Below are 24,892 nucleotides of genomic sequence, written 5' to 3' on the forward strand. Positions count from 1 at the left end.
AAACACAAGATGAAGGCAATCGTGGGCTTTTTCAAGCCCACGCATTAGCCGGATATCGCCAGATCAGAAGTTCAGACTGCCAGCTGGCGCTGGCTCAGAACCTGGTCGATCAGCCCGTACTTGACGGCTTCCTCGCCGCTCATGAAATTGTCGCGGTCGGTGTCGCGTGCGATCACTTCCATGGGTTGACCGGTATGGTCGGCCATGACCTTGTTCAGACGTTCGCGGATGGTGAGGATCTCGCGCGCGTGAATCTCGATGTCCGAGGCCTGGCCCTGGAAGCCGCCCAGCGGCTGGTGAATCATCATCCGCGAGTGCGGCAGGCAGTAACGCTTGCCTGCCGCGCCGCCGGTCAGCAGCAGCGCGCCCATGCTGCAGGCCTGGCCGATGCAGATGGTCGAGACGTCCGGCTTGATGAACTGCATGGTGTCGTAGATCGACATGCCGGCAGTCACCGAACCACCCGGAGAGTTGATGTACAGGTGAATGTCCTTCTCGGGATTTTCCGCCTCGAGAAACAGCATCTGTGCGACGATCAGGTTGGCCATGTAGTCTTCGACCTGACCGACCATGAAAATCACCCGCTCCTTGAGCAGACGGGAATAGATGTCATAGGCGCGCTCGCCGCGTGCCGACTGCTCGATGACCATCGGCACCAGACCGCCAGCGGCCTGGATATCCGGAGCTTGCATAAATGAATTACGGGACATGTCCAGCGATACTCCCTATGTCATGCCTAAAATACATAAGCCAGCACGAGGCTGGCTTATGAGTGTTGTGCTTGATCGGTTGAAGAAGATCAGGCCGCTTGCGGTGCCTCCGCTGGCTTGACCGCTTCCTCGTAAGAGACCGATTTATCGGTCACCTTGGCCTGTTGCAGAACAGTATCTACAACTTGTTCTTCGAGCACAACCGAACGCACTTCGTTCAGTTGTTCGGCGTTCTTGTAGTACCAGGACACAACCTGCTCGGGCTCCTGATAGGCCGAAGCCATCTCCTCAATCAGCTCGCGAACGCGCGCATCATCAGGCTTGAGCTCGTACTGCTTGACCACTTCGGCAACGATCAGACCGAGAACCACACGGCGCTTGGCCTGCTCCTGGAACATCTCGGCTGGCAGTTGCTCGGGCTTGATGTTGCCACCGAACTGCTGAACGGCCTGGACGCGCAGACGATCCACTTCGTTGTCGATCAGGGCCTTGGGCACTTCGATCGGGTTGCTGGCGACCAGCCCTTCCATCACCTGGTTCTTGACCTTGGCCTTGATGGCTTGGCGCAGCTCGCGCTCCATGTTCTTCTTCACTTCGGCGCGGAAGCCTTCGAGGCCACCTTCCTGAACGCCGAACTGAGTGAAGAATTCGTCGTTCAGCTCCGGCAGCTGCGGGGCCGCGACGCTGTTGACGGTAACCGTGAACTCGGCGGCCTTGCCGGCCAGATCGAGATTCTGATAGTCCTCCGGGAAGGTTGGCGTGATCACGCGCTCTTCGCCGGCCTTGGCGCCCAGCAGTGCATCCTCGAAGCCCGGAATCATGCGGCCCGAACCCAATACCAGTTGGGTTCCCTTGGCCGAACCGCCGGCGAAGATTTCACCATCGATCTTGCCGACGAAGTCGATCGTCAACTGATCACCGTCCTCGGCAGCACGCTCGACGCTTTCGTAACGGGTGTTCTGCTTGCGCAGGATATCCAGCATGTTGTCGACATCAGCATCGCCTACTTCAGCCTGCTGGCGCTCGATTTCGATAGCCTCGAAACCTTCAACCTTGAACTCGGGGAAGACTTCGAAAGTCGCTACGTATTCCAGATCCTTGCCCTTCTCGAACACTTTCGGCTCGACAGCGGGTGCGCCAGCCGGATTCAGCTTCTCGGCCACCACGGCCTCATAAAAGGTCGACTGAATCAGGTCGCCCAGCGCTTCCTGGCGAGCCGCGGCTTCGTAGCGCTGACGGATCACGCTCATCGGCACCTTGCCGGGGCGGAAACCTGGGATCTTGGCACGGCTGGCGGTCTGTTGCAGACGCTTGTTGACTTCGGTCTCGATGCGCTCGACCGGCACGCCAATGGTCATGCGGCGCTCAAGAGCGGAGGTGCTTTCAACAGAAACTTGCATGGATTTTCCTCGTTGCACAGACATAAGCCGGGCGTTCCGGCCCCAGAATGGGCAAGCATTCTAGTGGCTCGAATGACAGAAGTCACCCTGCTCTGACGATGCGTGCGTATAAAGTGGGCATACGGTGCGTGGTCGACTGCAGCATGCGAGAAACTGCTCACTGCCTATATATAAGGAGATAGGCGCAGCGCGACATCAAGCCCGTTCGCGCAGCGAAGAGCAATCCGGGTTTCGCGCATGACGAAATGAAAGGAGGTTCCGGAAATCGAGTTTATGCGCTGGACATAGGCAGGGAGTATTCAAGAAAAGACAGCCACAAAAAAACCGGCTCAAGGGCCGGCTTTCTAGCGTTCCGACTCATGCATGGGCATGGGGAACCATTCGGATGGTGCGGACGGAGAGACTCGAACTCTCACACCTTGCGGCGCCAGAACCTAAATCTGGTGTGTCTACCAATTTCACCACGTCCGCGAGTGCTTCAAACGAAAACGCCAGGCAGTGCCTGGCGCTTCGGAATATGGGGTGGACGATGGGGTTCGAACCCACGACCGCAGGAGCCACAATCCTGTGCTCTACCAACTGAGCTACGCCCACCATATTGCTTTGCTTGTGCCAGAGACCAAATGAATGGCGCACCCGGCAGGATTCGAACCTGCGACCATCCGCTTAGAAGGCGGATGCTCTATCCAACTGAGCTACGGGCGCTTTTATCTGCATTCGATTCGGAGCGCAGACTTCAAGCTCCGGCTATTGAAGTCACCTTCAAAAGCCGTCTTACCCAGCAGCAGGCTGTGCTCGACAAGCGGGGCGAATCTTAAGGCTCTGCCGGCAGGCCGTCAACAGCAAAATGAAAAAAAGTTCAGCAGGGTAAAGGAGTTACGCGAACTCATTGACGCAGCGTCTTTGCCGGGCCGTGTCGTCGTGCGAGAATGCGCGTCCTTTTTCAGTCCTCTCCGATGGTTAATCAAGCGTCATGACCGCAAAACTGATCGACGGTAAAACGATCGCTGCCAACATCCGCCAGCAGATCGCCGGCAAAGTTGCCGAGCGCACCAGGCAAGGCCTCAGGGTTCCGGGGCTGGCCGTGATTCTCGTGGGCACGGACCCGGCCTCTCAAGTCTACGTTGCGCACAAGCGCAAGGACTGCGAGGAAGTCGGTTTCAAATCCACCGCTCATGACCTGCCTGCCGAGACCGGTCAGGACGAGCTGTTGAAGCTTATCGATCAGCTCAACGATGACCCGCTTGTTGACGGCATCCTCGTGCAGCTGCCGCTGCCCCGGCATCTGGATGCTTCGCAGTTGCTCGAGCGCATTCGTCCGGACAAGGACGTGGATGGCTTCCATCCCTACAACATTGGCCGGCTTGCCCAGCGCATGCCTCTACTGCGCCCCTGCACACCGAAAGGCATCATGGCGCTGCTGGAAAGCACCGGCGTCGATCTGCACGGGCTCAATGCTGTCGTTGTCGGCGCATCCAACATCGTCGGTCGCCCGATGGCTCTGGAGCTGCTGCTGGCCGGCTGCACCACGACCGTTACCCATCGCTTCACCCACGACCTCAGCGAGCATGTCAAGCGTGCCGATCTGATCGTGGTGGCCACGGGTATTACCGGCCTGGTCAAGGGCGAGTGGATCAAGGAAGGCGCCATCGTCATCGATGTCGGGATTAATCGACAGGCCGATGGCAAGCTGCTCGGAGACGTCGAATTCGATGTTGCCGTACAGCGCGCCGGCTGGATTACACCCGTGCCCGGCGGCGTTGGCCCGATGACGCGTGCCTGCCTGCTGGAAAACACCCTGCATGCGGCGGAACACCTGCACGATTGACCCACGGCACTCAAAACAAGAACGGCACCTCGCGGGTGCCGTTTTTTGTTTCAGCCCAGGTTATTCACTCAGACGCCAGGTGGTGCCACCTTTGCCGTCTTCCAGCACCACGCCCATCGCGGTGAGCTGATCGCGAATGCGGTCGGACTCCGCCCAGTTCTTTTCGGCGCGAGCCTGCAGGCGCGCTGCGATCAAGGTTTCGACCTCGGCAGCATCGACCTTGCCTTCGGCACCGGCCTGCAGGAAGACATCCGGGTTCATCTGCAGCACGCCGAGTACGTTACCCAACTCCCTCAGGCGAGCGGCCAGCGCCGCGGCCGCCTGTGGGTCGGCATCGCGCAGGCGGTTGATTTCGCGCGCCATGTCGAACAGCACCGCGCAGGCTTCCGGCGAGTTGAAATCATCGTCCATCGCCGCACCGAAGCGCTCGACGAAGCTTTCGCCACCGGCTGCGGCCACCCCGGGCAAGCCCCGGAGCGCGGTGTAGAAACGCTCCAGCGCGCCCTTGGCTTCCTTGAGACTGTCTTCGGAATAGTTGATCGGGCTGCGGTAATGGCTGGACACCAGCAGATAGCGCACCACTTCGGGCTGATACTTTTCCAGCACCTCACGAATGGTGAAGAAGTTGCCCAGGGACTTGGACATCTTCTCGCCGTCCACACGCACCGCACCGGCGTGCATCCAGGCATTGGCGTACTGCTTGCCGGTGGCCGCCTCGCTCTGGGCGATCTCGTTCTCGTGGTGGGGGAACACCAGATCCGGGCCGCCGCCATGGATATCGAAGGTCTCGCCCAGGCAGCAGGTGGACATCACCGAGCACTCGATGTGCCAGCCCGGCCGCCCGGCGCCCCAGGGCGACTGCCAGCTGGGCTCGCCCGGCTTGGCGGCCTTCCACAGGACGAAGTCCAGCGGGTCTTCCTTGGCTTCATCGACCTCGATGCGTGCGCCGATCTTCAGGTCTTCGATCCTGCGCCGCGAAAGCTTGCCGTAGCCGACGAACTTGCCGACGCGGTAGTAGACGTCGCCGTTACCCGGCGCATAGGCGTAGCCCTTGTCGATCAGGGTCTGGATCATCGCGAACATGCCGTCGATATGCTGGGTGGCGCGCGGCTCGACATCCGGGCGCAGTACGTTGAGGCGCGCCTCGTCCTCGTGCATCGCGGCGATCATGCGCTCCACCAGCGCCTCGAACGGCTCGCCGTTTTCATTGGCACGGCGGATGATCTTGTCGTCGATATCGGTGATGTTGCGCACGTAAGTGACCTCGTAGCCACACTGGCGCAGCCAGCGGGTGACCACGTCGAAGGCCACCATCACTCGTGCATGGCCGATGTGGCAGAAGTCATAGACGGTCATGCCGCACACGTACATGCGCACCTGGTTGCCTTCCAGCGGCTGGAAGGCTTCCTTGGTCTTACTCAGGGTGTTGTAGATCGACAAGGCCATGTATCAGGCTCCCCAGGAATCGCGCAGGGTAACGGTACGGTTGAACACCGGCTTGCCGGGCTGCGAATCCTTCAGGTCGGCGACGAAGTAGCCTTCGCGCTCGAACTGGAAGCGTTCTTCTGGGGCGACATTGGCCAGCGCCGGCTCGACGCGGCAACCGGTGAGCACCACCAGCGATCCGGGGTTGATGTTGTCGAGGAAGCTGCCGCCCTGCTCTTCATCTTCAACGGACGCCTTCTCCGGATTGGCGGAGCGGAACAGGCGGTCGTACAGGCGCACCTCGCACTCGACGCTTTCGGCAGCCGGCACCCAGTGGATCACGCCCTTGACCTTGCGGCCCTCGGGGTTCTTGCCCAGGGTGTTCTCGTCATAGGAGCAACGCAGTTCGACGATATTGCCTTGTTCATCCTTCACCGCCTCGTCGGCGCGGATCACGTAGCTGCCGCGCAGGCGCACTTCGCCACCGGGAATCAGGCGCTTGAAGCCGGCCGGCGGGACTTCTTCGAAGTCGCTGGCGTCGATATAGATTTCGCGGCTGAACGGCAGGACGCGCACACCCATGTCCTGCTTGGGATGGCGCGGCAATTCGAGGTTTTCGACCTGGCCTTCCGGGTAGTTGGTGATCACCACCTTCAGCGGCTTGAGTACGCACATGGCCCGCGCCGCGTTAGCATCCAGATCCTCGCGGATGGCGAATTCCAGCATGCCGATATCCACCACGCCGCCAGCGCGGTTCACGCCGATCATGTCGCAGAAGTTGCGGATCGACGCCGGCGTATAGCCGCGGCGACGGAAGCCCGACAGCGTCGACATGCGTGGATCGTCCCAGCCACTCACGTGCTTCTCGTCGACCAGTTGCTTGAGCTTGCGCTTGCTGGTGATGGTGTAGTTCAGGTTGAGACGGGCGAATTCGTATTGGCGCGGTTTGGCCGGCACCGGCAGGTTGTCCAGGAACCATTCGTAGAGCGGACGATGATCCTCGAACTCCAGGGTGCAGATCGAGTGGGTGATGCCCTCGATGGCGTCCGACTGGCCATGGGTGAAGTCATAGCTGGGGTAGATGCACCACTTGTCGCCGGTCTGGTGATGATGGGCGTGACGGATGCGGTACAGGATCGGGTCGCGCAGGTTCATGTTCGGCGAAGCCATGTCGATCTTCGCCCGCAGCGCACGAGCGCCGTCGGGGAATTCGCCGGCCTTCATACGTGCGAACAGATCCAGGTTCTCGGAGACCGAACGCTCGCGGAACGGGCTGTTCTGGCCCGGTTCGGTCAGGCTGCCGCGGTATTCACGCGCCTGCTCGGGCGTCAGGTCGCAGACGTAGGCCTTGCCCGCCTCGATCAGGTGGATGGCCCATGCATGCAACTGGTCGAAATAGTCGGAGGCATAGCGCTCTTCACCGGCCCACTGGAAGCCCAGCCACTGCACGTCGCTCTTGATCGCGTCGATGTATTCCTGGTCTTCCTTGGCCGGGTTGGTGTCGTCGAAACGCAGGTTGCATACGCCGCTGAATTCCTTGGCCAGGCCGAAGTTTAGGCAGATCGACTTGGCATGGCCAATGTGCAGGTAGCCGTTGGGCTCGGGCGGAAAGCGCGTGACGATGCTGGCATGCTTGCCCGAATCCAGGTCGGCCTGGACGATCGGGCGGAGAAAATTGGTGGCGACGGTAGTCTCAGGCTTGCTCATGGTGTCCTTAACGATCAGCGAGTGCGGCTCAGGGTAGGCCGGCCAAATGTCGGGCAGGGACAGGCCATTACTGGCCCGTCCCCCCCTAAGAACCGTACGTGCGGCTTTCACCGCATACGGCTCAAGTTTACGAAAAGTCAGCTACTGGCTGACCGGCAATAATGACGCGTGATCTTAGCATTCCAGACCACCGTATCGCAGAGTTACCTTTTCACGCCGGCTATGCACTAGCGCATGGCAGTTGGGATGAAGCAGCACGCGGTTCCTCAAAGTATCCGGCCCGCCGTCCACACGCTTGATGACGTGATGGTCGTGCCAACCGGTTTCCTTGCTGATCGCATGCCCGCACAGGGCACAAAGCCCCTTCTGTCTGCGAAAGATACTGAGTATTTGTCCCCGATAACGCAGCTTGTGCTGCATCCGTTGAACCCTCAGAACCTCCCACTTCAGCTCATGCGCCACGTCGTAGGGCTGATATTCCCCCGGTAGACGTTTGTGACACACGATTGCGGTTTCCGCCAGCTTGTACAGCCGTCGGTACTGCTTTTCTCCTTTGCCATTTTTGTAGGGATACGCAAACACCCAGTTCTGTCCGCCTATGGATCGGAAGTATTTATTCCTGATCCAGTCAGCCGATTTCCTTGGATGCCTGCGCTTCGCCCACCTCCAGAGCCGCCAGAACACCAAGTGATCAAGCTTGCTGAAGGTTTGTTTTGCCACGACCGGGGAGTGGTATTGCGCCCACCCCTTCAGTACCGGGTTCAGCTGGCCGATCAACGCATCCTGCGTCAATGCTCCACTGCTTTTGATGATCTCACGTACTTTCCGATAGAACGCCGAGGCGTTCTTCTTCGAGGGCTTGATCAGCAGCTTGGCCTTCCTATACGGCGATTTCGGCACGTACTTCCTGAAATTCCACCCCAGAAAATCGAAGCCTTGGTGGATATGCGTGATCTGCGTTTTCTCCCGTGACAGCGCAACCCCTCGTACCGACAGAAATTGCTCTACCCAGGGTTTGACCTCTTCCTCCAACAGCTCTTTCGAGGCTGCCGTGATGACGAAATCGTCCGCATAACGAACACATTGGACCTTGGCTGTCTTGGCTTTTTTAACCCCTAACTTCTGCGCCAGATGGCGTTTTAGTTGAGTCTCCAAGCCATTCAAGGTGGCGTTTGCCAGACAAGGCGAGATGATCCCTCCCTGCGGCGTCCCGGCCTCCGTAGCCATGAGTTGTCGCCGGTCAATAACCCCGGCTTTCAACCATTTGCGCAGCACCCTCCTGTCCATCGGGACATTCCGACACAGCCACTCGTGGTTGATGTTGTCGAAGAACCCTTTGATGTCGCCTTCCAGAATCCAGACCGGCGCCGTTTGCGGCGACAGCAGGTGGAACAGCTCAACCATCGCATCAGCAGTCGAACGATCCGGGCGAAACCCATAGGATTTCGGATCGCTGGTGCTTTCGATTACAGGTTCCAACGCTTGCAGATACAGCGCCTGCATGGCCCGATCCAACATCGTCGGGATACCCAGTGGGCGTTTCTCTGGCTTGCCGGGCTTCGGTATCCATACCCGCCGTAGCGGCTTGGGCCGATAGCCTCGCTTTTTCGACAGACGTCCCACGGCTTGGAGCTTGGCCTGAGGCGTTCCCCAGGTTTCTCCATCGACACCCGGCGTCTTGCGACCCCGGTTCTCCGTGACTCGCCTTACAGCCAGACAGCGGCCATAGAACGAGTGGGTCAGCAGTCGTTGCAGGCGTTTAACCCTGCGCCAGTTGCCTTCCCCAGTTGCCTGCGCAATCTTTAGCTGCGTTTTCCGAACGGTTTGTTGAACCCTGGCCCAATCAAGATCGTGCCAGCTCTTCATCCCGTCGAAGGACGCAGACGCGACCGGTGCTGCTGGTTGCGTTTTCATACTGTCCTCCTGAAATCACGACATTCAGGACGGACTACTCCCCTATGGGCAGTAGTCGCCCATAGGGTCGTTTGTTATCGCTGGAATCAGCGGCTATGTTTTGCGCTCGTAAACCAGATGCACGTCAGCCAGGGTTGCCCCTGCCGGTGATGTTTCAACCGGTATGCCACCCATTACAGGCAGCCCTTCGCTTGTTGCATCCTCCCATTCCCCACACCCATCAGCGCCCCTTGCGGTTTGCCTGCCTGACCGAGCTACTGGCCAGGCGAGTGGTCGGGATTGCCACGTTCCCCGAGTCGCATCTATTTCCCGTTTAGGCTTCGTCTATCCCCCGGCAGTTGTGTGGTACCGCATCACAAGCTTTGACTGTGATGTCCAACTGCGCTGCCGTTTTGGCTGAGGCCGATAATTGCCGTAGGCCCGTCCATATTTACGAGGGTTCTGGCGACGATTCACATGAGTTAGCCATGCGGGTTGGGTCATTAGCCTCAGCACGTCCGTGCAATTCGGACGTATGGCGTTCTCCGTCACCGGATAACACCCTCTTGCGAGCGAGACATTGTTAACCGGGCTTCACACCCCAGGGTTGGCCCCTGACGCATGCCGGTCTAATGAACTGGCGGGTACACGCCAGGCTCGATACTCCCTGAAACAAGCGGAGCTGAGCAATGCGATTCGGAGCTGACGCTCCGTGCTTGGTTCAACGTCCCCCAACGTCTCACGACGGTGATAAAGGCTCGATGCCCAACGTGAGGGACGAAATCTGCCCAGAGGGCGGAATTCACCCTCTGGGTTAGACATTATTTGTAACAATCGAGCTAGGCTAGATTGCAACTTTCTGGTTTCTACACCCCATTGCGGACCCATTTTGGGTGCGAATTGATGCAGATTCATTGCCTAGCCTCGTAAAAACGCAGAGCGTCCGAAGCGTAGGATTACCAGGCTGAGCCGGGTACATTGACTGCTGTTTTAAGCATTAACCCCTTGAAACAAAGGGTTTGGAGCCATGGTGCAGTGAACCAAACCAAGCACGACACGTACATACGTGTCGCACCAAAGCGCTTATGATAGCGGACCCGTCAACCCCCTGACAGAGCCAGGCGCTTGCCCTCTGCAGCAACGACATCCCTCTTCTTGATACAAGGAAGCCTTCCATGATCCTGCTCCATACCAATCACGGCGTCATCACCGTCAAGCTGTTCGAAGACAAGGCTCCTGAAACCACGGCCAATTTCAAGGAATACGTCAAGAGCGGCCATTACGACGGCACCATCTTTCACCGCGTGATCGGCAACTTCATGATCCAGGGCGGCGGCTTCGAGCCGGGCATGAAGCAGAAAGCCACCCGCGCCCAGATCAAGAACGAAGCCAACAACGGCCTTTCCAACAAGACCGGCACCCTGGCCATGGCACGCACCATGGAGCCGCACTCGGCGTCCGCGCAGTTCTTCATCAACGTCAAGGATAACGACTTCCTCGACCACACCGCCCCCACCGTCCAGGGTTGGGGCTATGCCGTTTTCGGCGAAGTCGTCGAAGGCATGGATGTGGTCGAGAAGATCAAAGGTGTTTCCACCACCATGAAATCCGGTCATCAGGACGTTCCGGTGGATGACGTCATCATCGAAAAGGCCGAGATCGTCGAGTAAGCCTCGTTGATCCTGCTGATTTCAGATCTGCATCTGGAAGAGCAACGCCCGGATATCAGCCGGGCGTTTCTTCGTTTTCTTGAAACCCGTGCCCCCCAGGCCGAGGCACTCTATATTCTCGGCGACTTCTTCGAGGTCTGGGTCGGCGACGATGGCATGACACCCTACCAGCGCAGCATCGCCAGCGCGCTGCGCACCCTGAGCGAAAGCGGCACACGCATCTATCTGATGCATGGCAACCGCGACTTCATGATCGGCCAGGCGTTCTGCAAAGAGGCCGGCTGCACGCTGCTGTCCGACCCGCATGTCGCCATGCTCGGCGGCGAGCGCGTTTTGCTGATGCATGGCGACAGCCTGTGTACCCGAGACGAAGGCTATATGCGCCTGCGCCGCTGGCTGCGCAACCCGCTCAGCCTGTTCATCCTGCACCACCTCTCCCTTGCCAAACGGCAAAAGCTGGCGCAGAAACTGCGTTCGACCAGCAAAGCAGAAACCCGAATGAAAGCCAGCGATATCGTCGACGTGACGCCTGACGAGGTGATCCGGATGATGCACAAGCACAAGGTCCGCACCCTGATCCACGGCCACACGCACCGCCCGGCAATACATTCACTGCAACTCGACGGCCAGGTCGCGCAGCGTATCGTCCTGGGCGACTGGGATCGGCAGGGTTGGGCCTTGCAGATCGACGAGTCGGGCCGGCACCAGGCACCTTTCGATCTCGACTGATCAGGCCGCTTCGGGGATGCCGCTGTGGAAGCGGAACTCGGAATCGGGGCTTTCGATCAGCTCGCGCTCACGCTCTCGCACCCGGACGATGGTCGCATCGATATCGGCAGCGTCGCCGTAGAGATAGGCCAGTTTCAGATAATCCTGGAAATGCCTGGCCTCGGATTTGAGCAGGCCGTGATAGAACTTGCCCAGTTCCTCGTCCAGATGCGGGACCAGCATGGCGAAGCGTTCGCAGGAACGCGCCTCGATAAAGGCACCGATCACCAGCGTATCGGTCAGTCGATAAGGCTCGTGGTTGCGCACCAGCTCACGTAAGCCAGCCGCATATCTCGACGAACCCACATTGCGCAGGGCGATTTCCCGCTTGCGGATGATCGACAGCACCTGCTCGAAATGCCGTAACTCCTCTCGCGCCAATCGCGACATCTTGTGCTGCAGATCCGGTTTGTCGATGTAACGAAACATCAACTGGAAAGCAGCGCCGGCGGCCTTCTTCTCGCAGTTGCCGTGATCGATGAGCATCACGTCCTGATTCTGCAAGGCAACATCGACCCAGGCCGCGGGAGTCGCGCAGCCGAGAAATTCATTCAATTCAGCAAGCATGATGAGCGTCTTGATAGTGGCAAGTAATGAAAATGGCGTATTAGTCATCGCCGGCGATGCATTATACGAGGCATTCTCTAGGGTCTGTTGACGTTTCGGCGCAAGCCGCGTTGCAGCGTCAAATGTCGCCAGGCAAGGCGCGGGACGCAGGTAATGGTCGCTCCCTTGCCAAGTCCCGCAACGCCGCATGGCGACATTTGCCGCGCAACCCAAAGGGACGGGCCAGTTTTTTGCGCGGAGCGTTGTTGCTCAACGGCTCATTTGGACGACCAAACTTCGCGTCTCGCGCCTAGCCCCGCGCAAAAACTGGTTCCGTCGCGGTCGCGAGCGAAACGTCAACAGACCCTACACGACCAGCGCTGATTGATTTGCATCACTGACCAGCGCCGGCCCCTTGTCTATAGTCCAGTGACTCGAACAGGAAACGGAGCCGATCATGCAAGCCATTCGCTGTATTCTCGTGATAATCGATCCCAAACAGCCAGAAAACCTCGCACTGAAACGCGCCTGCCTGATTGCCAGTGTCAGCCAGTCACGACTGCACCTGCTGATCTGTGATGGCAAGCAGGATCACAGCGAATACCTGGACCGCCTGCGCGAAGAAACGGAAACTCAGGGCCACACGGTCAGTACTGCACAGGCGTGGCTCGAGAACATCTACCAGACCATCATCAGCGTGCAGCAAGCCGAAGGCTGTGGCCTGGTGATCAAGCAGCATATCCCCGACAACCCTCTCAAGCGGGCGCTGCTGACTCCTGATGACTGGAAACTGCTGCGTTACTGCCCCTGCCCCGTGCTAATGGTCAAGACGGAAACCCCCTGGACCGGCGGCAAAGTACTGGCTGCGGTGGATGTCGGCAACGCTGATATCGAACATCGCACCCTGCATGCCAGCATCATCAATCACGGTTACGAAATCGCCTCTCTGGCTGGCGGCAATCTGCATGTCATCAGCGCCCACCCTTCGGCCATGCTCTCCGCGGCAGATCCGGCGTTTCAGTTGAAGGAAACCATCGAGGCCCGCTACCGTGATGCCTGCAAGCAGTTCCAGGCCGAGTTCGACATCCCCGACAGCCAGCTGCATATCAAGGAAGGTCCGGCTGATGCGCTGATTCCGCATGTCTGCAAGCAGCTTCAAGCCGTAGTGACCGTCATCGGCACCGTCGCCCGTACCGGCCTTTCCGGCGCATTGATGGGCAATACCGCCGAAGTGGTGCTCGATGCGCTGGAAAGCGATGTTCTGGTATTGAAGCCGGACGATATCATCGAGCACCTCGAAAACCTGGTAGCGCAGCGATAATCCTCGGGCGCACCGCCCCGGCGCGCTGAGTCGGGTGCAGGCAAAGTTGCCTGTACCCAGTAATCAGTCAGCGGATATCCCCGGCAATGAATCGCGGAGCGATGTAGCGCTCGTAATGAGCCTGCGAGAGCAGAAAGAACTCTTGATCAATGGCATCGCGCAGTTCAGGCAATGACCAATTGCGAAATTCCGGCAACAGCACAACGCCATAGGCCTCAAGTTGCTGGATAACCCGCGCACCTCGCGCAATCAGCTGATATGCCCAGCCATAAGGTGATTGCCCGTCAACAAAACGGATCTGTCGAGCCAGCAACTGCTGTCGTAGCAAGCCGGCATCGAAGACTTCCAACTTCGCCGCCATCACTTGCGTCAGAAGCTGCTCCAGGCGCAGCCAGACGGCGCGCTTTTCATCCTCCGCATAAGCGTTCCAGCCCACCACCTCATGATTGAAGCGCTTGCAGCCACGACAGACCAGATCGCCATAAACGGTCGAGCAGAGGCCAACACAGGGAGTTTTGATGCGCTGATTTGACATGATGGACATGAATCGAAGAACAGCCCCATATCTTAGACTTTTGTCCTAGGCGGGTCACCGTTGAATCGTTCGCAGCAGGCCGGAAGCCGCGCCAGACCTGCTCTCGGCGTCTTTTTAGAACATCCTGAATCTGCTTGGAAGACACAGTCGCCGCAGCCCTTCACTTAACTTTATGGCCCCGTTCCAGTAGAATCGGCCCGCCGTTTTCGGCGCCACAATCCGTACGAAGCTGTTTTCAAAGCGTCACGAGCACAGTTGAACCGGCCATTGCTGGATGCGCAGATCCCTCTAACCAGCGCATCCAGCACCTCAAGCCGACGTAAAACTTTGAAAACAGCTTCCGGATGCGCGTCCCGAAACATCCAAGGGACCAATGATGAGGGTAATAAACTGTGCTTGAAGCCTATCGCAAACATGTAGAAGAGCGTGCCGCCCAGGGCGTCGTGCCCCAGCCGCTGAACGCCGAGCAGACCGCAGGCCTGGTCGAGCTGCTGAAAAACCCGCCAGCCGGCGAAGAAGCCTTCCTGGTTGACCTGATCACCAACCGTGTGCCCGCAGGCGTCGACGAAGCCGCCTACGTCAAGGCCGGTTTCCTCTCCGCTATCGCCAAGGGCGAAGCGACTTCCCCGCTGATCAGCAAGCAACGCGCCGTCGAGTTGCTGGGCACCATGCAGGGCGGCTACAACATCGCCACGCTGGTCGAGTTGCTGGACGATGCCGAACTGGCTGCCACGACCGCCGAGCAACTCAAGCACACCCTGCTGATGTTCGACGCTTTCCACGACGTCGCCGGAAAAGCCAAGGCCGGCAACGCCAACGCCAAGGCCGTGCTGCAGTCCTGGGCTGACGGCGAGTGGTTCCAGAGCCGCCCTGCGCTGGCCGAGAAGATCACCCTGTCCGTGTTCAAGGTCACTGGCGAAACCAACACCGACGACCTGTCCCCCGCTCCAGACGCCTGGTCGCGCCCCGATATCCCACTGCACGCCCTGGCCATGCTGAAGATGGCCCGCGACGGTATCGAACCCGACGCTCCCGGCTCGGTCGGCCCGATCAAGCAGATGGAAGCACTGAAAGCCAAGGGCTTCCCGGTTGCCTACGTCGGTGACGTGGTCGGCACCGGCTCTTCCCGCAAGTCCGCCACCAACTCGGTGCTGTGGTTCTTCGGCGACGACATCCCGAACGTGCCGAACAAGCGCGCCGGCGGCTTCTGCTTCGGCACCAAGATCGCCCCGATCTTCTACAACACCATGGAAGATGCCGGCGCCCTGCCGATCGAATTCGACTGCACCAACCTGGCCATGGGCGACGTCATCGACGTGTACCCCTACAAGGGTGAAGTGCGCCGTCACGGCAGCGACGAGCTGGTCACCACCTTCGAGCTGAAGACTGACGTATTGCTGGACGAAGTCCGCGCCGGTGGTCGTATCCCGCTGATCATCGGTCGCGGCCTGACCGACAAGGCCCGCGCCGAACTGGGCCTGGGTCCGGTTGATCTGTTCAAGATGCCGGTCGCGCCGGCTGACAGTGGCAAGGGCTTCACCCTGGCGCAAAAAATGGTCGGTCGCGCCTGCGGTCTGCCGGAAGGCAAGGGCATTCGCCCCGGTACCTATTGCGAACCGAAGATGACCACCGTCGGCTCCCAGGACACCACCGGCCCGATGACCCGTGACGAGCTGAAGGACCTGGCTTGCCTGGGCTTCTCCGCCGACCTGGTCATGCAGTCCTTCTGCCACACCGCGGCCTATCCGAAGCCGATCGACGTCAATACCCACCACACCCTGCCGGACTTCATCCAGAACCGTGGCGGCGTCTCCCTGCGTCCGGGCGACGGCATCATCCACAGCTGGCTGAACCGCATGCTGCTGCCCGACACCGTCGGCACCGGCGGCGACTCGCACACCCGCTTCCCGATGGGTATTTCCTTCCCGGCCGGTTCCGGCCTGGTGGCCTTCGCCGCCGCCACCGGCGTCATGCCGCTGGACATGCCGGAATCCGTACTGGTGCGCTTCAAGGGCGAAATGCAGCCAGGCATCACCCTGCGTGACCTGGTCCATGCCATCCCCTACTACGCCATCCAGGAAGGCCTGCTGACCGTCGAGAAGAAGGGCAAGAAGAACATCTTCTCCGGTCGCATTCTCGAAATCGAAGGTCTGAGCGGGTTGACTGTCGAGCAGGCGTTCGAGCTGTCCGACGCTTCCGCCGAACGCTCCGCCGCCGGTTGCACCATCAAGCTGCCGGAAGAGGCGATCGCCGAGTACCTGCGCTCCAACATCACCCTGCTGCGCTGGATGATCAGCGAAGGTTACGGCGATCCACGCACCCTGGAGCGTCGCGCCCAGGCCATGGAAGCCTGGCTGGCCAGACCTGAGCTGCTGGAAGCCGACAAGGACGCCGAATACGCCGCCGTGATCGAAATCGATCTGGCAGACGTGAAGGAACCTATCCTCTGCGCCCCGAACGACCCGGACGACGCTCGTCTGCTCTCCACCGTTGCTGGTGAGAAGATCGACGAAGTCTTCATCGGTTCGTGCATGACCAACATCGGTCACTTCCGTGCTGCCGGGAAGCTGCTGGAGAAGGTCAAGGGCGGTATTCCGACCCGTCTGTGGCTGGCTCCGCCGACCAAGATGGACGCCCACCAGCTGACCGAGGAAGGCTACTACGGCATCTACGGCAAGGCCGGTGCGCGCATGGAAATGCCGGGTTGCTCGCTGTGCATGGGTAACCAGGCGCGCGTGCAGACCGGTTCGACCGTGGTCTCCACCTCAACCCGTAACTTCCCGAACCGTCTGGGCGATGCGACCAACGTGTACCTGTCCTCTGCCGAACTGGCATCGGTCGCCTCGATCATCGGCAAGCTGCCGACCGTCGAGGAGTACATGCAGTACGCGAAAGAGATCGACACCATGGCTGCTGATGTCTATCGCTACCTGAGCTTCGACCAGATCGCCGAGTTCCGCGAGTCTGCGGAAAAGGCCAAGATCCAGGTTGTTGAAGTCTGAGGCTGAACCTCCCAAGGTGAACTATCTGAACAGGTAGCTCAAAGGGACGAAAATGCCCGCATCGAAAGATGCGGGCATTTTTATGCGCCCTTGATCGGTTACGCATCCCCACTTATCTGTTGCCAATAAAAAACCCGGTCCTGCATGTTCTGCAGGACCGGGTTCAGTAGTTCAGCCAGGTATCAGCGAACCTGAGCTTCCACTTCAGCTTCAACGCGACGGTTGATCTGACGGCCTTCCTCGGTGCTGTTGTCAGCAACCGGACGGGACTCGCCGTAGCCGACCGAGTCGACGCGCTGGCTTTCTACGCCATACTGATTGACCAGCACTTCGCGAACGGCCTGAGCACGACGCTCGGACAGACGCTGGTTGTATTGGTCGGTACCCACGGAGTCAGTGTGACCTTCGACGGTGGTGCTGGTCTGCGGGTACTGCTGCATGAAGTCAGCCAGGTTCTTGATGTCGCTGTAGCTTTCTTCACGCACACGGGACTTGTCGAAGTCGAACTTCACGTCCAGCTCGACACGGACCAGTTCCGGCTCTGGCTCCGGCTCGGTGTCGACGATGGGCGCCGGTGCGGGCTCTGGAGTCGGCTCGACCTGTGCAACCTGGCGGGTGCCGCCGCCAAAGTTCAGACCAACACCCATGCCAGCCATCCACTCGGCTTCGTCAGCATCGATGTTGTACATGCCATCAACGCTGGCCTTGGCGAAGAAGTTCTCGGTGAAGTAGTACTTCAGACCAGTACCGACGTTGGCGAAGGTGCTGCGGTCACGACCACCACGATCAGCCTGACCGATGCTCTGGTGAGCAGCGCCAGCGGAAACATAGGGACGCAGACCAACACCTGGCTGACCGAAGTGATAAGTGGCATCAAGTGAAGTCAGGCTGCCCTTGATGTTCTTGTGACCACCGGCGCCCAACGGATCCTGGGACGTCAGATCGTGGTATTCACCATAGGACAGACCAAGCGATACATCGTCGGTCAGGAAGTAACTGACGCCAGCGCCATAGAGCTCACCGTCGCGCTGCACATCACGCGAGCTGTCGGTGAAGTAGTGCTTGCCGAATGCCTCCACCTCAACGGCGCCTTGGCCCTGAGCCAGCGCGCTAACAGAAGTGGCGGCAATCAGGGAACCAATTGCAACGCCCAAGGTGTTTTTAAGCTTCATCCGTAAATCCCCATCTGGTGGTTAGTATCAGAACAATCTAAGGAAACCCCGGCTAACTGAAAACCCAAGCTGTTCGCTGTCTCTATGACAACTTTGAGCCATCAAGTTTCAATTATCCCGGAAAATTTTTCGCGAAGTTTATCAAGAGCACGCTTGTAACGCATCTTCGTTGCGCTTAGCCCCATGTGCATGATGTCAGCAATCTCCTGGAACTCCAGCTCTGCAACAAAGCGCAAAACAAGAATCTCCCGATCAATCTGATTCACATGCACAAGCCAATGCTCAAGACCGCTCTTCTCAGTCACGACAGGCGCGCTGTCGTCGGAAGCTTCCTCGACCGGGTCGAGACTCAAAGCATCCAGCAACCGTCGCTTGCGTCGCTCCTTGCGATACTGCGTAATACACTCATTATAAGTAATGCTATATAGCCATGTTTTGAACTTTGACTTCCCTTCGAAGTTCTTGAGGCCATACAAGACCTTCAACATCACCTCTTGACACACGTCATCGGCGTCTCGTTCGTTTCCGAGATAACGAGCACACACGTTGAAAAGAGTGCGTTGATATCGCCGCATCAGCTCTTCATATGCACGGGTTATATGAAACAACTCGCCATGGGCACGCTGCACCAACTCTTCATCGGAAAGCTGGCGTGGGTCATAGCTCATGGTTGGCGGATGGACTGTAGTCAAGACGCTTCGAACCGGCTGTCAAAGTCATGGCCAGCATTCATGGAAGACCAACAAAATTAGCGGCGTACTTTAACAGATTATCGGCTCAGGCGGCTGTCCACGCGCTGCTCCAGCAGCACTCTGTTTGCAATCGAGACCCGCTCGCCATCATCCGTCAGCAACTGGGTCTTGGCTGTTCCGATTTCCTCGATTTCGCCCTCCAGTTCCAATCCGTCAAGGCGAACGCGCTGCCCTACCCCATACAGCTCCCGCACATAGATGCCGGCGAGAATCTGGCTGACCAGTTCGCGACTACCCAGCCCCAGCGCCAGCGCGACGGCAAGTCCGACGGAGATCAGGGCAATGGCGATAACATAGTTGAGCAGCTCGGTTTTCACCTCGAGCTGACCGATCGCGACCGAAATGCTGATGATGATTACCAGCCCCTGGGCAATGCGTCCCAGCCCGCTGGCATATTCAAGCCCGACGCCTTCCGCAGCGCCGCGAACCAGGCCGCTGACCAACTGAGCCAGCAGCACGCCAGCAAGCAGGATCAGTCCCGCGCCAAAAACCTTCGGCACATAGAGCGCCAGCATGTCGAGGGTTGCCGAGACGCGGGCCAGCCCAAGCGACTCGGCAGCCGAGACAAGGAAAATCAGCAGCACGAACCAGTAGACGACTCTACCGATCAGGGTGGATACCGACGCACGAATACCGGCACGACCCAGAAGCTTGGTTGTACCCGTGCCGGCGACCAGTCGGTCGAGGCCTATTTTTGCCAACCCCTTGGACAGCAGGGCATCAAGCAATTTGGCAACGAGAAAGCCAATTGCGACAACCAGCAATGCTCCAAACAGACGTGGGATAAAAGCTGCAATGGGTGCCCAGAGCGCACTCATTGCAGCGAGCAGACTTTGGCTCCACTCCATGATCAATCAGCCTTGTCGAAAGAGGTTGGATGGGTCGTGTGGCGCGGGGTGACAGCTGAAGAGCGGGAAGCGCCGCTGCTGAGCACAACCAGCAGCGTTTGCAGCCAGTGTCCCATCAAGCCGAACAGATCACCCGCGCCCACCTGACGGTTGGCCGTTTTCAAGACTCGGTCCAGACAGGCGTCATCGTCATGCCCGGACTGCGCCTTGAGCATATCGCGCAGGGATTCTTCAAAGGGATCACCCATGCTCACCTCGTTACACTCCAACTCGGGAACCTTTTACGTTTCACAGCACACCGAGGAAACGTTTCAGTGCCTAGACGGCAGCTGTATGAAAAAGTCACATTCATACCCATTTCAGGCGACGGAATATCCACCATTGAAAAACCGCTACCGCAGCGATAAGCGCACATGCCAGCGCAAAACCATAGGGATTCTCCGAGCCCGGAATACCCCCGACATTGATACCCAGCAGCCCGGTGAGAAAACTCATCGGAAGAAAGAAACCGGTGATGATGCCAAGCAGATACATGGTTCGATTCATTCGCTCGCGCATGCGCCGCTCCTCGGCCTCCAGTACCAGATTGGCCCGTTCACGGACCAGCTCCAGCTCTTCGAGGTAGCGGATCAGGCGGTTGCTCAGCTCGTTCCAGTACACGGTATCGTCATCGACGAACCAGGGAAGCCGTTTGCGCGCCAGTTGTCCGTAGATCTCGTTCTGAGGCAGCAGAAACCGGCGCAGGCTTGCAGCTTGGCGCCGCAACGCAAGCAACTTGTCCTGCGGTGGCGCATAGCGCGGCTCGGTTTCGAGGCGATCCTCTTCGTCATCCACTTTCTCGGCGAGCAGCGCAACCAGATCATCCACGCGGTCGGTCAATGCTTCGGCGAGACTGATCAACACCTCGGAAGCCGTTTTCGGGCCTACGCCTGCAGCCAGTTGCTGGATAACCGCCTCGGTGGAGCGCAGTGGTCGCAGGCGCAGCGAAAATACTCTGCGCGCATCGGCGAAAACCCGCAGTGAAACCATGTCCTCAGGTTCGGCATCCGGATTGAGGTTCACCCCTCGCAAAAACAGCAACAGCTCGTCAGCCGGCAAGGGCAGCAGTCGTGGGCGCGTGTTTTCCTCAAGCAGCACATCACAGGTAAAACCGCTCAAGCCACTCCGTTCGCGCAACCAGGCCTGGGCCTGAGGCTGGCTGCGATCCCAGTGCAGCCACAGGCTTTCGCTCTCGACCAGCTCCAGCGAGGCAATGTCCGCATAAGTGAGTTGACGGGCGCCACCCCGCCCATCCAGCACCAGGGCATGCAACAGGCCCATTTCCTCATCAGCCAGCATGGCTTCCCCGCTCAGACTGCAAAAAAGCCCGGCTTGACCGGGCTCGTGTAACCGAAAGCATGACTCAATCAGGCATTTTCAACGCTTCTGGCGAAACCACGATGCCGTTGTTGTCGGCATAGAGGTATTCACCCGGGCGGAAGGTCACGCCGCAGAAGGTCACCGGGATGTTCAGTTCGCCGACACCCCGCTTGTTGCTCTTCAGCGGATGGCTGGCCAGCGCCTGCACGCCCAGGTCGGTTTGCGCGACGATATCCACATCACGGATGCAGCCATAGATGACCAGCCCCTGCCAGCCATTGCGCGCAGCCTTCTCGGCCAGCATGTCGCCCAACAGGGCGCAACGCAGCGAGCCACCACCATCGACCACCATCACCTTGCCGGCACCATCGAGCTCGACCTGCTCCTTGACCAGCGAGTTGTCCTCGAAGCACTTGACCGTGACGATCTGCCCGCCGAAGGAATCACGACCACCGAAGTTGCTGAAGATCGGTTCCACGACCTGAATCAGCTCAGGGTAGGCATCGCACAGATCTGGCGTGACGTATTGCATGAGTGTTCCCCTTGTTTTGTTGGTACGAAAAAGGGCGAATTTCGCCCTTTTTACCTGTGAGCGATCAGTTGATCTCGGCATCCGCCAGGAAGAACCAGGTATCGAGTACCGAGTCAGGGTTCAGCGAAACGCTCTCGATGCCCTGCTCCATCAGCCACTTGGCCAGATCCGGGTGGTCGGACGGCCCCTGGCCGCAGATGCCGACGTACTTGCCGGCCTTGTTGCAGGCTTCGATAGCGCTTGCCAGCAGCTTCTTGACCGCCGGGTTACGCTCGTCGAACAGGTGCGCAATGATGCCCGAGTCACGGTCCAGACCCAGCGTCAGCTGCGTCATGTCATTGGAGCCGATAGAGAAACCATCGAAGAACTCCAGGAACTCGTCGGCCAGCAGTGCGTTGGATGGCAGCTCGCACATCATGATGATGCGCAGACCGTTCTCGCCACGCTTGAGTCCGAACTGAGCAAGGATGTCGATGACCTGCGAGGCCTCGCCGAGGGTGCGCACGAAGGGCACCATCAGCTCGACGTTGGTCAGCCCCATCTCGTCGCGCACCTTGCGCATGGCACGGCATTCGAGCTCGAAGCAGTCACGGAAGGATTCGCTGATATAGCGCGAGGCGCCACGGAAGCCGAGCATCGGGTTTTCTTCTTCCGGCTCGTAGAGCCTGCCGCCGATCAGGTTGGCATATTCGTTGGACTTGAAGTCCGACAGGCGCACGATGACCTTCTTCGGCCAGAAGGCTGCAGCCAGGGTACTGACGCCCTCGACCAGTTTCTCGACATAGAAGTCGACCGGATCGCCATAACCTGCGATGCGTTTCTCGACACTGTTCTTCACATCGCTCGGCAGGCCGTCGAAATTCAGCAGCGCCTTGGGATGCACGCCGATCATGCGATTGATGATGAATTCCAGGCGAGCCAGGCCAACGCCTTCGTTGGGCAGTTGGGCGAAGTCGAATGCGCGGTCGGGGTTACCGACGTTCATCATGATCTTGAACGGCAGTTCGGGCATGGCGTCGATGGAGTTCTGGCGGATATCGAAGCCCAGTTCGCCTTCGAAGATCAGGCCGGTGTCGCCTTCGGCACAGGTCACGGTGACGCGCTGGCCATCCTTGAGCAGCTCGGTGGCGTTGCCGCAGCCGACGACAGCCGGAATGCCCAGCTCGCGCGCGATGATCGCCGCGTGGCAGGTACGGCCACCACGGTTGGTGACGATGGCGCTGGCGCGCTTCATCACCGGCTCCCAGTCGGGGTCGGTCATGTCCGATACCAGCACGTCGCCCGGCTGGACCTTGTCCATCTCCGAGACGTCGCGAATGATCTTCACCGGACCGGCGCCGATACGCTGGCCAATGGCGCGGCCTTCGACCAGCACGGTGCCCTTTTCCTTCAGCAGGTAGCGCTCCATGACATTGGCGCTGCTGCGGCTTTTGACGGTTTCCGGACGTGCCTGGACGATATACAGCTGGCCGTCGTCACCGTCCTTGGCCCACTCGATGTCCATCGGGCGCTCGTAGTGCTTTTCGATGATCATCGCCTGGCGCGCCAGGTTGCTGACTTCCTCGTCGGTGAGGCAGAAGCGCATGCGCTCGGCCTGATCGACATCGACGGTCTTGACCGACTTGCCGGCGCTGGCTTCTTCGCCGTAGATCATCTTGATCGCCTTGCTGCCCAGGTTGCGGCGCAGGATGGCCGGGCGACCCGCTTCAAGGGTGTGCTTGTGTACGTAGAACTCGTCAGGGTTGACCGCACCCTGAACCACGGTCTCGCCCAGGCCGTAGGCGCCGGTGATGAACACCACGTCACGGAAGCCGGATTCGGTATCCAGGGTGAACATCACACCGGCAGTACCGGTTTCGGAGCGCACCATGCGTTGCACGCCAGCGGACAGGGCGACCAGTTTGTGGTCGAAGCCCTGGTGCACGCGATAGGCGATGGCGCGGTCGTTGAACAGGGAGGCGAACACCTCCTTGGCAGCACGGATCACATTGTCCACGCCACGAATATTGAGGAAGGTTTCCTGCTGGCCGGCAAAGGAGGCATCCGGCAGGTCTTCTGCGGTTGCCGAAGAGCGCACCGCAACCGCCAGGTTGTCGTTACCGGCGGACATCTCGGCAAAGGCTGCACGGATATCGGCATCCAGTTGCGGCGGAAACTCGGCGGCCATGACCCAGCCGCGAATCTGCGCACCGGCCTTGGCCAGGGCGTTGACGTCATCCACATCCAGCGCATCGAGCAACGTATGGATCTGCTCGTTCAGACCGCTGAGTTCCATGAAATCGCGATAGGCCTGCGCCGTAGTGGCGAAACCACCAGGTACTGAAACACCCGCGCCTGCGAGGTTGCTGATCATCTCGCCCAGGGAGGCGTTCTTGCCCCCTACACGCTCAACATCATGATTGCCGAGCTTATCGAGGGAAACTACGTACTCTACCAAGGTGATCTCTCCACGTTGTATTGGAAACTCGGTTCGCGCCCAGGTGGCACGGTGGCCCGGCTCTGCAAAATAAGTGACAATGCCAGCCAATCGAGGCTCTTCAAGGGGCCTTCACTATAGCTGAGAAGCGTTCTCGACTTAAGGCTCCAAGGGCAATGAAACGAACTGCTTTTTTCATCTCCGACGGTACCGGGATCACGGCCGAAACACTCGGCCAGAGCCTGCTGGCACAGTTCGAAACCATCAACTTCACCAAGCTGACCCGGCCATACATCGATACGACCGAAAAAGCGCGGGCAATGGTACAGCAAATCAATAAAGCAGCGGAAAGCGATGGTGCGCGTCCGATCATATTCGACACCCTGGTCAATCAGGAAATTCGCGACATCCTCGCCGAATCCAACGGCTTCATGATCGATATCTTTTCCTCGTTCCTCTCACCACTGGAACATGAACTGATGTCACGCTCCTCGTATTCCGTGGGCAAATCCCACTCCATCGGTCACAGCAGCAACTACATGGAGCGCATCGAGGCGGTGAACTTCGCCCTCGACAATGACGATGGCGCCCGCACCCGCTACTACGACAAGGCCGACCTGATCCTGGTCGGCGTATCACGCTGCGGCAAAACCCCGACCTGCCTCTATATGGCCATGCAGTACGGCATCCGCGCTGCCAACTACCCGCTGACCGAAGAGGACATGGAGCGCCTGCAACTGCCCAGCGCCCTCAAGACCTACAAGGACAAGCTGTTCGGCCTCACCATCGACCCCGAGCGGCTGGCCGCCATCCGCAACGAGCGCAAGCCCAACAGCCGCTACGCCAGTTTCGCCCAGTGCGAATTCGAGGTGCGCGAAGTCGAAAGCCTGTTCCGCCGCGAAAACATCAATTACATCAACTCGACGCACTTCTCCGTCGAGGAAATCTCCGCCAAGATCCTGGTGGAAAAAGGCGTCGAGCGGCGATTCAAATAAATGCCGCTTCGCT

At 59.1% G+C, this 24,892-nt stretch carries 20 protein-coding genes and 3 tRNA genes; 6 read left to right on the forward strand and 17 right to left on the reverse strand.

Annotation, left to right across the window (positions count from 1 at the left end; genetic code table 11):
* Positions 1-71: 71 nt before the first annotated feature.
* The 5 genes from clpP to ACYCFC_RS07985 all read right to left on the reverse strand — a co-directional run bounded on the left by clpP (position 72) and on the right by ACYCFC_RS07985 (position 2,815).
* Entirely contained in the window at positions 72-710 is a 639-nt protein-coding gene (clpP, locus tag ACYCFC_RS07965) for an ATP-dependent Clp endopeptidase proteolytic subunit ClpP (protein ID WP_181085303.1), read from the reverse strand.
* An 89-nt stretch (positions 711-799) separates the two neighbouring features.
* Positions 800-2,110, reverse strand: a complete 1,311-nt coding sequence (gene tig, locus ACYCFC_RS07970) for a trigger factor (protein WP_181085301.1) — start codon at positions 2,108-2,110, stop codon at positions 800-802.
* Positions 2,111-2,496: 386 nt separating this feature from the next.
* Positions 2,497-2,581: transfer RNA gene (locus tag ACYCFC_RS07975), tRNA-Leu, on the reverse strand.
* Positions 2,582-2,628: 47 nt separating this feature from the next.
* Positions 2,629-2,704, reverse strand: a tRNA-His gene (locus ACYCFC_RS07980).
* A 34-nt stretch (positions 2,705-2,738) separates the two neighbouring features.
* Positions 2,739-2,815 (reverse strand) — tRNA-Arg (locus ACYCFC_RS07985).
* 268 nt (positions 2,816-3,083) lie between these two features.
* Here ACYCFC_RS07985 and folD point away from each other — a divergent pair.
* Entirely contained in the window at positions 3,084-3,938 is an 855-nt protein-coding gene (gene folD / locus ACYCFC_RS07990; RefSeq protein ID WP_459653622.1) for a bifunctional methylenetetrahydrofolate dehydrogenase/methenyltetrahydrofolate cyclohydrolase FolD, read from the forward strand.
* Between the two features lie 60 nt (positions 3,939-3,998).
* Here folD and cysS read toward each other — a convergent pair whose 3' ends face one another.
* The 3 genes from cysS to ltrA form a co-directional block, all read right to left on the reverse strand.
* The gene (gene cysS, locus ACYCFC_RS07995) at positions 3,999-5,384 is read right to left on the reverse strand and encodes a cysteine--tRNA ligase (RefSeq protein WP_459653623.1); all 1,386 of its coding nucleotides are present in this window, start codon (positions 5,382-5,384) and stop codon (positions 3,999-4,001) included.
* A gap of 3 nt (positions 5,385-5,387) precedes the next feature.
* The gene (locus ACYCFC_RS08000; RefSeq protein ID WP_459653624.1) at positions 5,388-7,070 is read right to left on the reverse strand and encodes a glutamine--tRNA ligase/YqeY domain fusion protein; all 1,683 of its coding nucleotides are present in this window, start codon (positions 7,068-7,070) and stop codon (positions 5,388-5,390) included.
* 174 nt (positions 7,071-7,244) lie between these two features.
* Positions 7,245-8,984, reverse strand: a complete 1,740-nt coding sequence (ltrA, locus tag ACYCFC_RS08005; protein WP_459653625.1) for a group II intron reverse transcriptase/maturase — start codon at positions 8,982-8,984, stop codon at positions 7,245-7,247.
* A gap of 1,154 nt (positions 8,985-10,138) precedes the next feature.
* Here ltrA and ACYCFC_RS08010 point away from each other — a divergent pair.
* Positions 10,139-10,633: a peptidylprolyl isomerase gene (locus ACYCFC_RS08010; RefSeq protein WP_459653626.1), complete on the forward strand. Its 495-nt coding sequence runs from the start codon at positions 10,139-10,141 to the stop codon at positions 10,631-10,633.
* A gap of 6 nt (positions 10,634-10,639) precedes the next feature.
* On the forward strand, positions 10,640-11,362 hold the full coding sequence (gene lpxH, locus ACYCFC_RS08015) for a UDP-2,3-diacylglucosamine diphosphatase (RefSeq protein WP_459653627.1): 723 nt from the start codon (positions 10,640-10,642) through the stop codon (positions 11,360-11,362).
* Here lpxH and ACYCFC_RS08020 read toward each other — a convergent pair whose 3' ends face one another.
* Positions 11,363-11,968 carry a MiaE family protein gene (locus ACYCFC_RS08020; protein WP_181082767.1) on the reverse strand — a complete coding sequence of 202 codons (606 nt, stop codon included), beginning with the start codon at positions 11,966-11,968 and terminating at the stop codon, positions 11,363-11,365.
* 436 nt (positions 11,969-12,404) lie between these two features.
* Between ACYCFC_RS08020 and ACYCFC_RS08025 the strand changes: the two genes are divergently transcribed.
* Complete coding sequence (locus ACYCFC_RS08025; protein WP_459653628.1) at positions 12,405-13,268, forward strand: universal stress protein; 864 nt, start codon at positions 12,405-12,407, stop codon at positions 13,266-13,268.
* 67 nt (positions 13,269-13,335) lie between these two features.
* On the opposite strand, the gene ACYCFC_RS08030 is transcribed toward ACYCFC_RS08025, so the two are convergent.
* On the reverse strand, positions 13,336-13,803 hold the full coding sequence (locus ACYCFC_RS08030) for a DUF1289 domain-containing protein (protein WP_459653629.1): 468 nt from the start codon (positions 13,801-13,803) through the stop codon (positions 13,336-13,338).
* Positions 13,804-14,195: 392 nt separating this feature from the next.
* Between ACYCFC_RS08030 and acnB the strand changes: the two genes are divergently transcribed.
* Entirely contained in the window at positions 14,196-16,805 is a 2,610-nt protein-coding gene (gene acnB / locus ACYCFC_RS08035; protein WP_459653630.1) for a bifunctional aconitate hydratase 2/2-methylisocitrate dehydratase, read from the forward strand.
* Positions 16,806-16,987: 182 nt separating this feature from the next.
* Here acnB and ACYCFC_RS08040 read toward each other — a convergent pair whose 3' ends face one another.
* The 7 genes from ACYCFC_RS08040 to ppsA form a co-directional block, all read right to left on the reverse strand.
* Positions 16,988-17,977 carry an OmpA family protein gene (locus tag ACYCFC_RS08040; protein WP_181082755.1) on the reverse strand — a complete coding sequence of 330 codons (990 nt, stop codon included), beginning with the start codon at positions 17,975-17,977 and terminating at the stop codon, positions 16,988-16,990.
* Positions 17,978-18,078: 101 nt separating this feature from the next.
* Positions 18,079-18,645, reverse strand: coding sequence for an RNA polymerase sigma factor SigX (gene sigX / locus ACYCFC_RS08045; RefSeq protein ID WP_181082765.1), 567 nt, complete (start codon positions 18,643-18,645; stop codon positions 18,079-18,081).
* Between the two features lie 101 nt (positions 18,646-18,746).
* Positions 18,747-19,577, reverse strand: coding sequence for a mechanosensitive ion channel family protein (locus ACYCFC_RS08050; protein WP_181082754.1), 831 nt, complete (start codon positions 19,575-19,577; stop codon positions 18,747-18,749).
* 2 nt (positions 19,578-19,579) lie between these two features.
* Positions 19,580-19,825, reverse strand: a complete 246-nt coding sequence (locus ACYCFC_RS08055) for a CrfX protein (RefSeq protein ID WP_181082753.1) — start codon at positions 19,823-19,825, stop codon at positions 19,580-19,582.
* Positions 19,826-19,925: 100 nt separating this feature from the next.
* Positions 19,926-20,915 (reverse strand): zinc transporter ZntB, encoded by a 990-nt coding sequence (locus ACYCFC_RS08060; protein WP_459653631.1) that lies wholly within the window; start codon positions 20,913-20,915, stop codon positions 19,926-19,928.
* Positions 20,916-20,979: 64 nt separating this feature from the next.
* Positions 20,980-21,468: a ribonuclease E activity regulator RraA gene (gene rraA / locus ACYCFC_RS08065; RefSeq protein ID WP_181082751.1), complete on the reverse strand. Its 489-nt coding sequence runs from the start codon at positions 21,466-21,468 to the stop codon at positions 20,980-20,982.
* A 64-nt stretch (positions 21,469-21,532) separates the two neighbouring features.
* Entirely contained in the window at positions 21,533-23,905 is a 2,373-nt protein-coding gene (ppsA, locus tag ACYCFC_RS08070) for a phosphoenolpyruvate synthase (RefSeq protein WP_459653632.1), read from the reverse strand.
* 155 nt (positions 23,906-24,060) lie between these two features.
* Between ppsA and ppsR the strand changes: the two genes are divergently transcribed.
* Positions 24,061-24,879: a posphoenolpyruvate synthetase regulatory kinase/phosphorylase PpsR gene (gene ppsR / locus ACYCFC_RS08075; protein WP_181082749.1), complete on the forward strand. Its 819-nt coding sequence runs from the start codon at positions 24,061-24,063 to the stop codon at positions 24,877-24,879.
* Positions 24,880-24,892: the final 13 nt, after the last annotated feature.

This window comes from Stutzerimonas sp. NM35 (assembly GCF_054604355.1).

Excerpts from the sequence above, each read along its gene's own strand:
- clpP (WP_181085303.1), bottom strand. The coding sequence starts at position 710 with ATGTCCCGTAATTCATTTATGCAAGCTCCGGATATCCAGGCCGCTGGC.
- tig (WP_181085301.1), bottom strand. The coding sequence starts at position 2,110 with ATGCAAGTTTCTGTTGAAAGCACCTCCGCTCTTGAGCGCCGCATGACC.
- folD (WP_459653622.1), top strand. The coding sequence starts at position 3,084 with ATGACCGCAAAACTGATCGACGGTAAAACGATCGCTGCCAACATCCGC.
- cysS (WP_459653623.1), bottom strand. The coding sequence starts at position 5,384 with ATGGCCTTGTCGATCTACAACACCCTGAGTAAGACCAAGGAAGCCTTC.
- ACYCFC_RS08000 (WP_459653624.1), bottom strand. The coding sequence starts at position 7,070 with ATGAGCAAGCCTGAGACTACCGTCGCCACCAATTTTCTCCGCCCGATC.
- ltrA (WP_459653625.1), bottom strand. The coding sequence starts at position 8,984 with ATGAAAACGCAACCAGCAGCACCGGTCGCGTCTGCGTCCTTCGACGGG.
- ACYCFC_RS08010 (WP_459653626.1), top strand. The coding sequence starts at position 10,139 with ATGATCCTGCTCCATACCAATCACGGCGTCATCACCGTCAAGCTGTTC.
- ACYCFC_RS08020 (WP_181082767.1), bottom strand. The coding sequence starts at position 11,968 with ATGCTTGCTGAATTGAATGAATTTCTCGGCTGCGCGACTCCCGCGGCC.
- ACYCFC_RS08025 (WP_459653628.1), top strand. The coding sequence starts at position 12,405 with ATGCAAGCCATTCGCTGTATTCTCGTGATAATCGATCCCAAACAGCCA.
- ACYCFC_RS08030 (WP_459653629.1), bottom strand. The coding sequence starts at position 13,803 with ATGTCAAATCAGCGCATCAAAACTCCCTGTGTTGGCCTCTGCTCGACC.
- ACYCFC_RS08040 (WP_181082755.1), bottom strand. The coding sequence starts at position 17,977 with ATGAAGCTTAAAAACACCTTGGGCGTTGCAATTGGTTCCCTGATTGCC.
- sigX (WP_181082765.1), bottom strand. The coding sequence starts at position 18,645 with ATGAGCTATGACCCACGCCAGCTTTCCGATGAAGAGTTGGTGCAGCGT.
- ACYCFC_RS08050 (WP_181082754.1), bottom strand. The coding sequence starts at position 19,577 with ATGGAGTGGAGCCAAAGTCTGCTCGCTGCAATGAGTGCGCTCTGGGCA.
- ACYCFC_RS08055 (WP_181082753.1), bottom strand. The coding sequence starts at position 19,825 with ATGGGTGATCCCTTTGAAGAATCCCTGCGCGATATGCTCAAGGCGCAG.
- ACYCFC_RS08060 (WP_459653631.1), bottom strand. The coding sequence starts at position 20,915 with ATGCTGGCTGATGAGGAAATGGGCCTGTTGCATGCCCTGGTGCTGGAT.
- rraA (WP_181082751.1), bottom strand. The coding sequence starts at position 21,468 with ATGCAATACGTCACGCCAGATCTGTGCGATGCCTACCCTGAGCTGATT.
- ppsR (WP_181082749.1), top strand. The coding sequence starts at position 24,061 with ATGAAACGAACTGCTTTTTTCATCTCCGACGGTACCGGGATCACGGCC.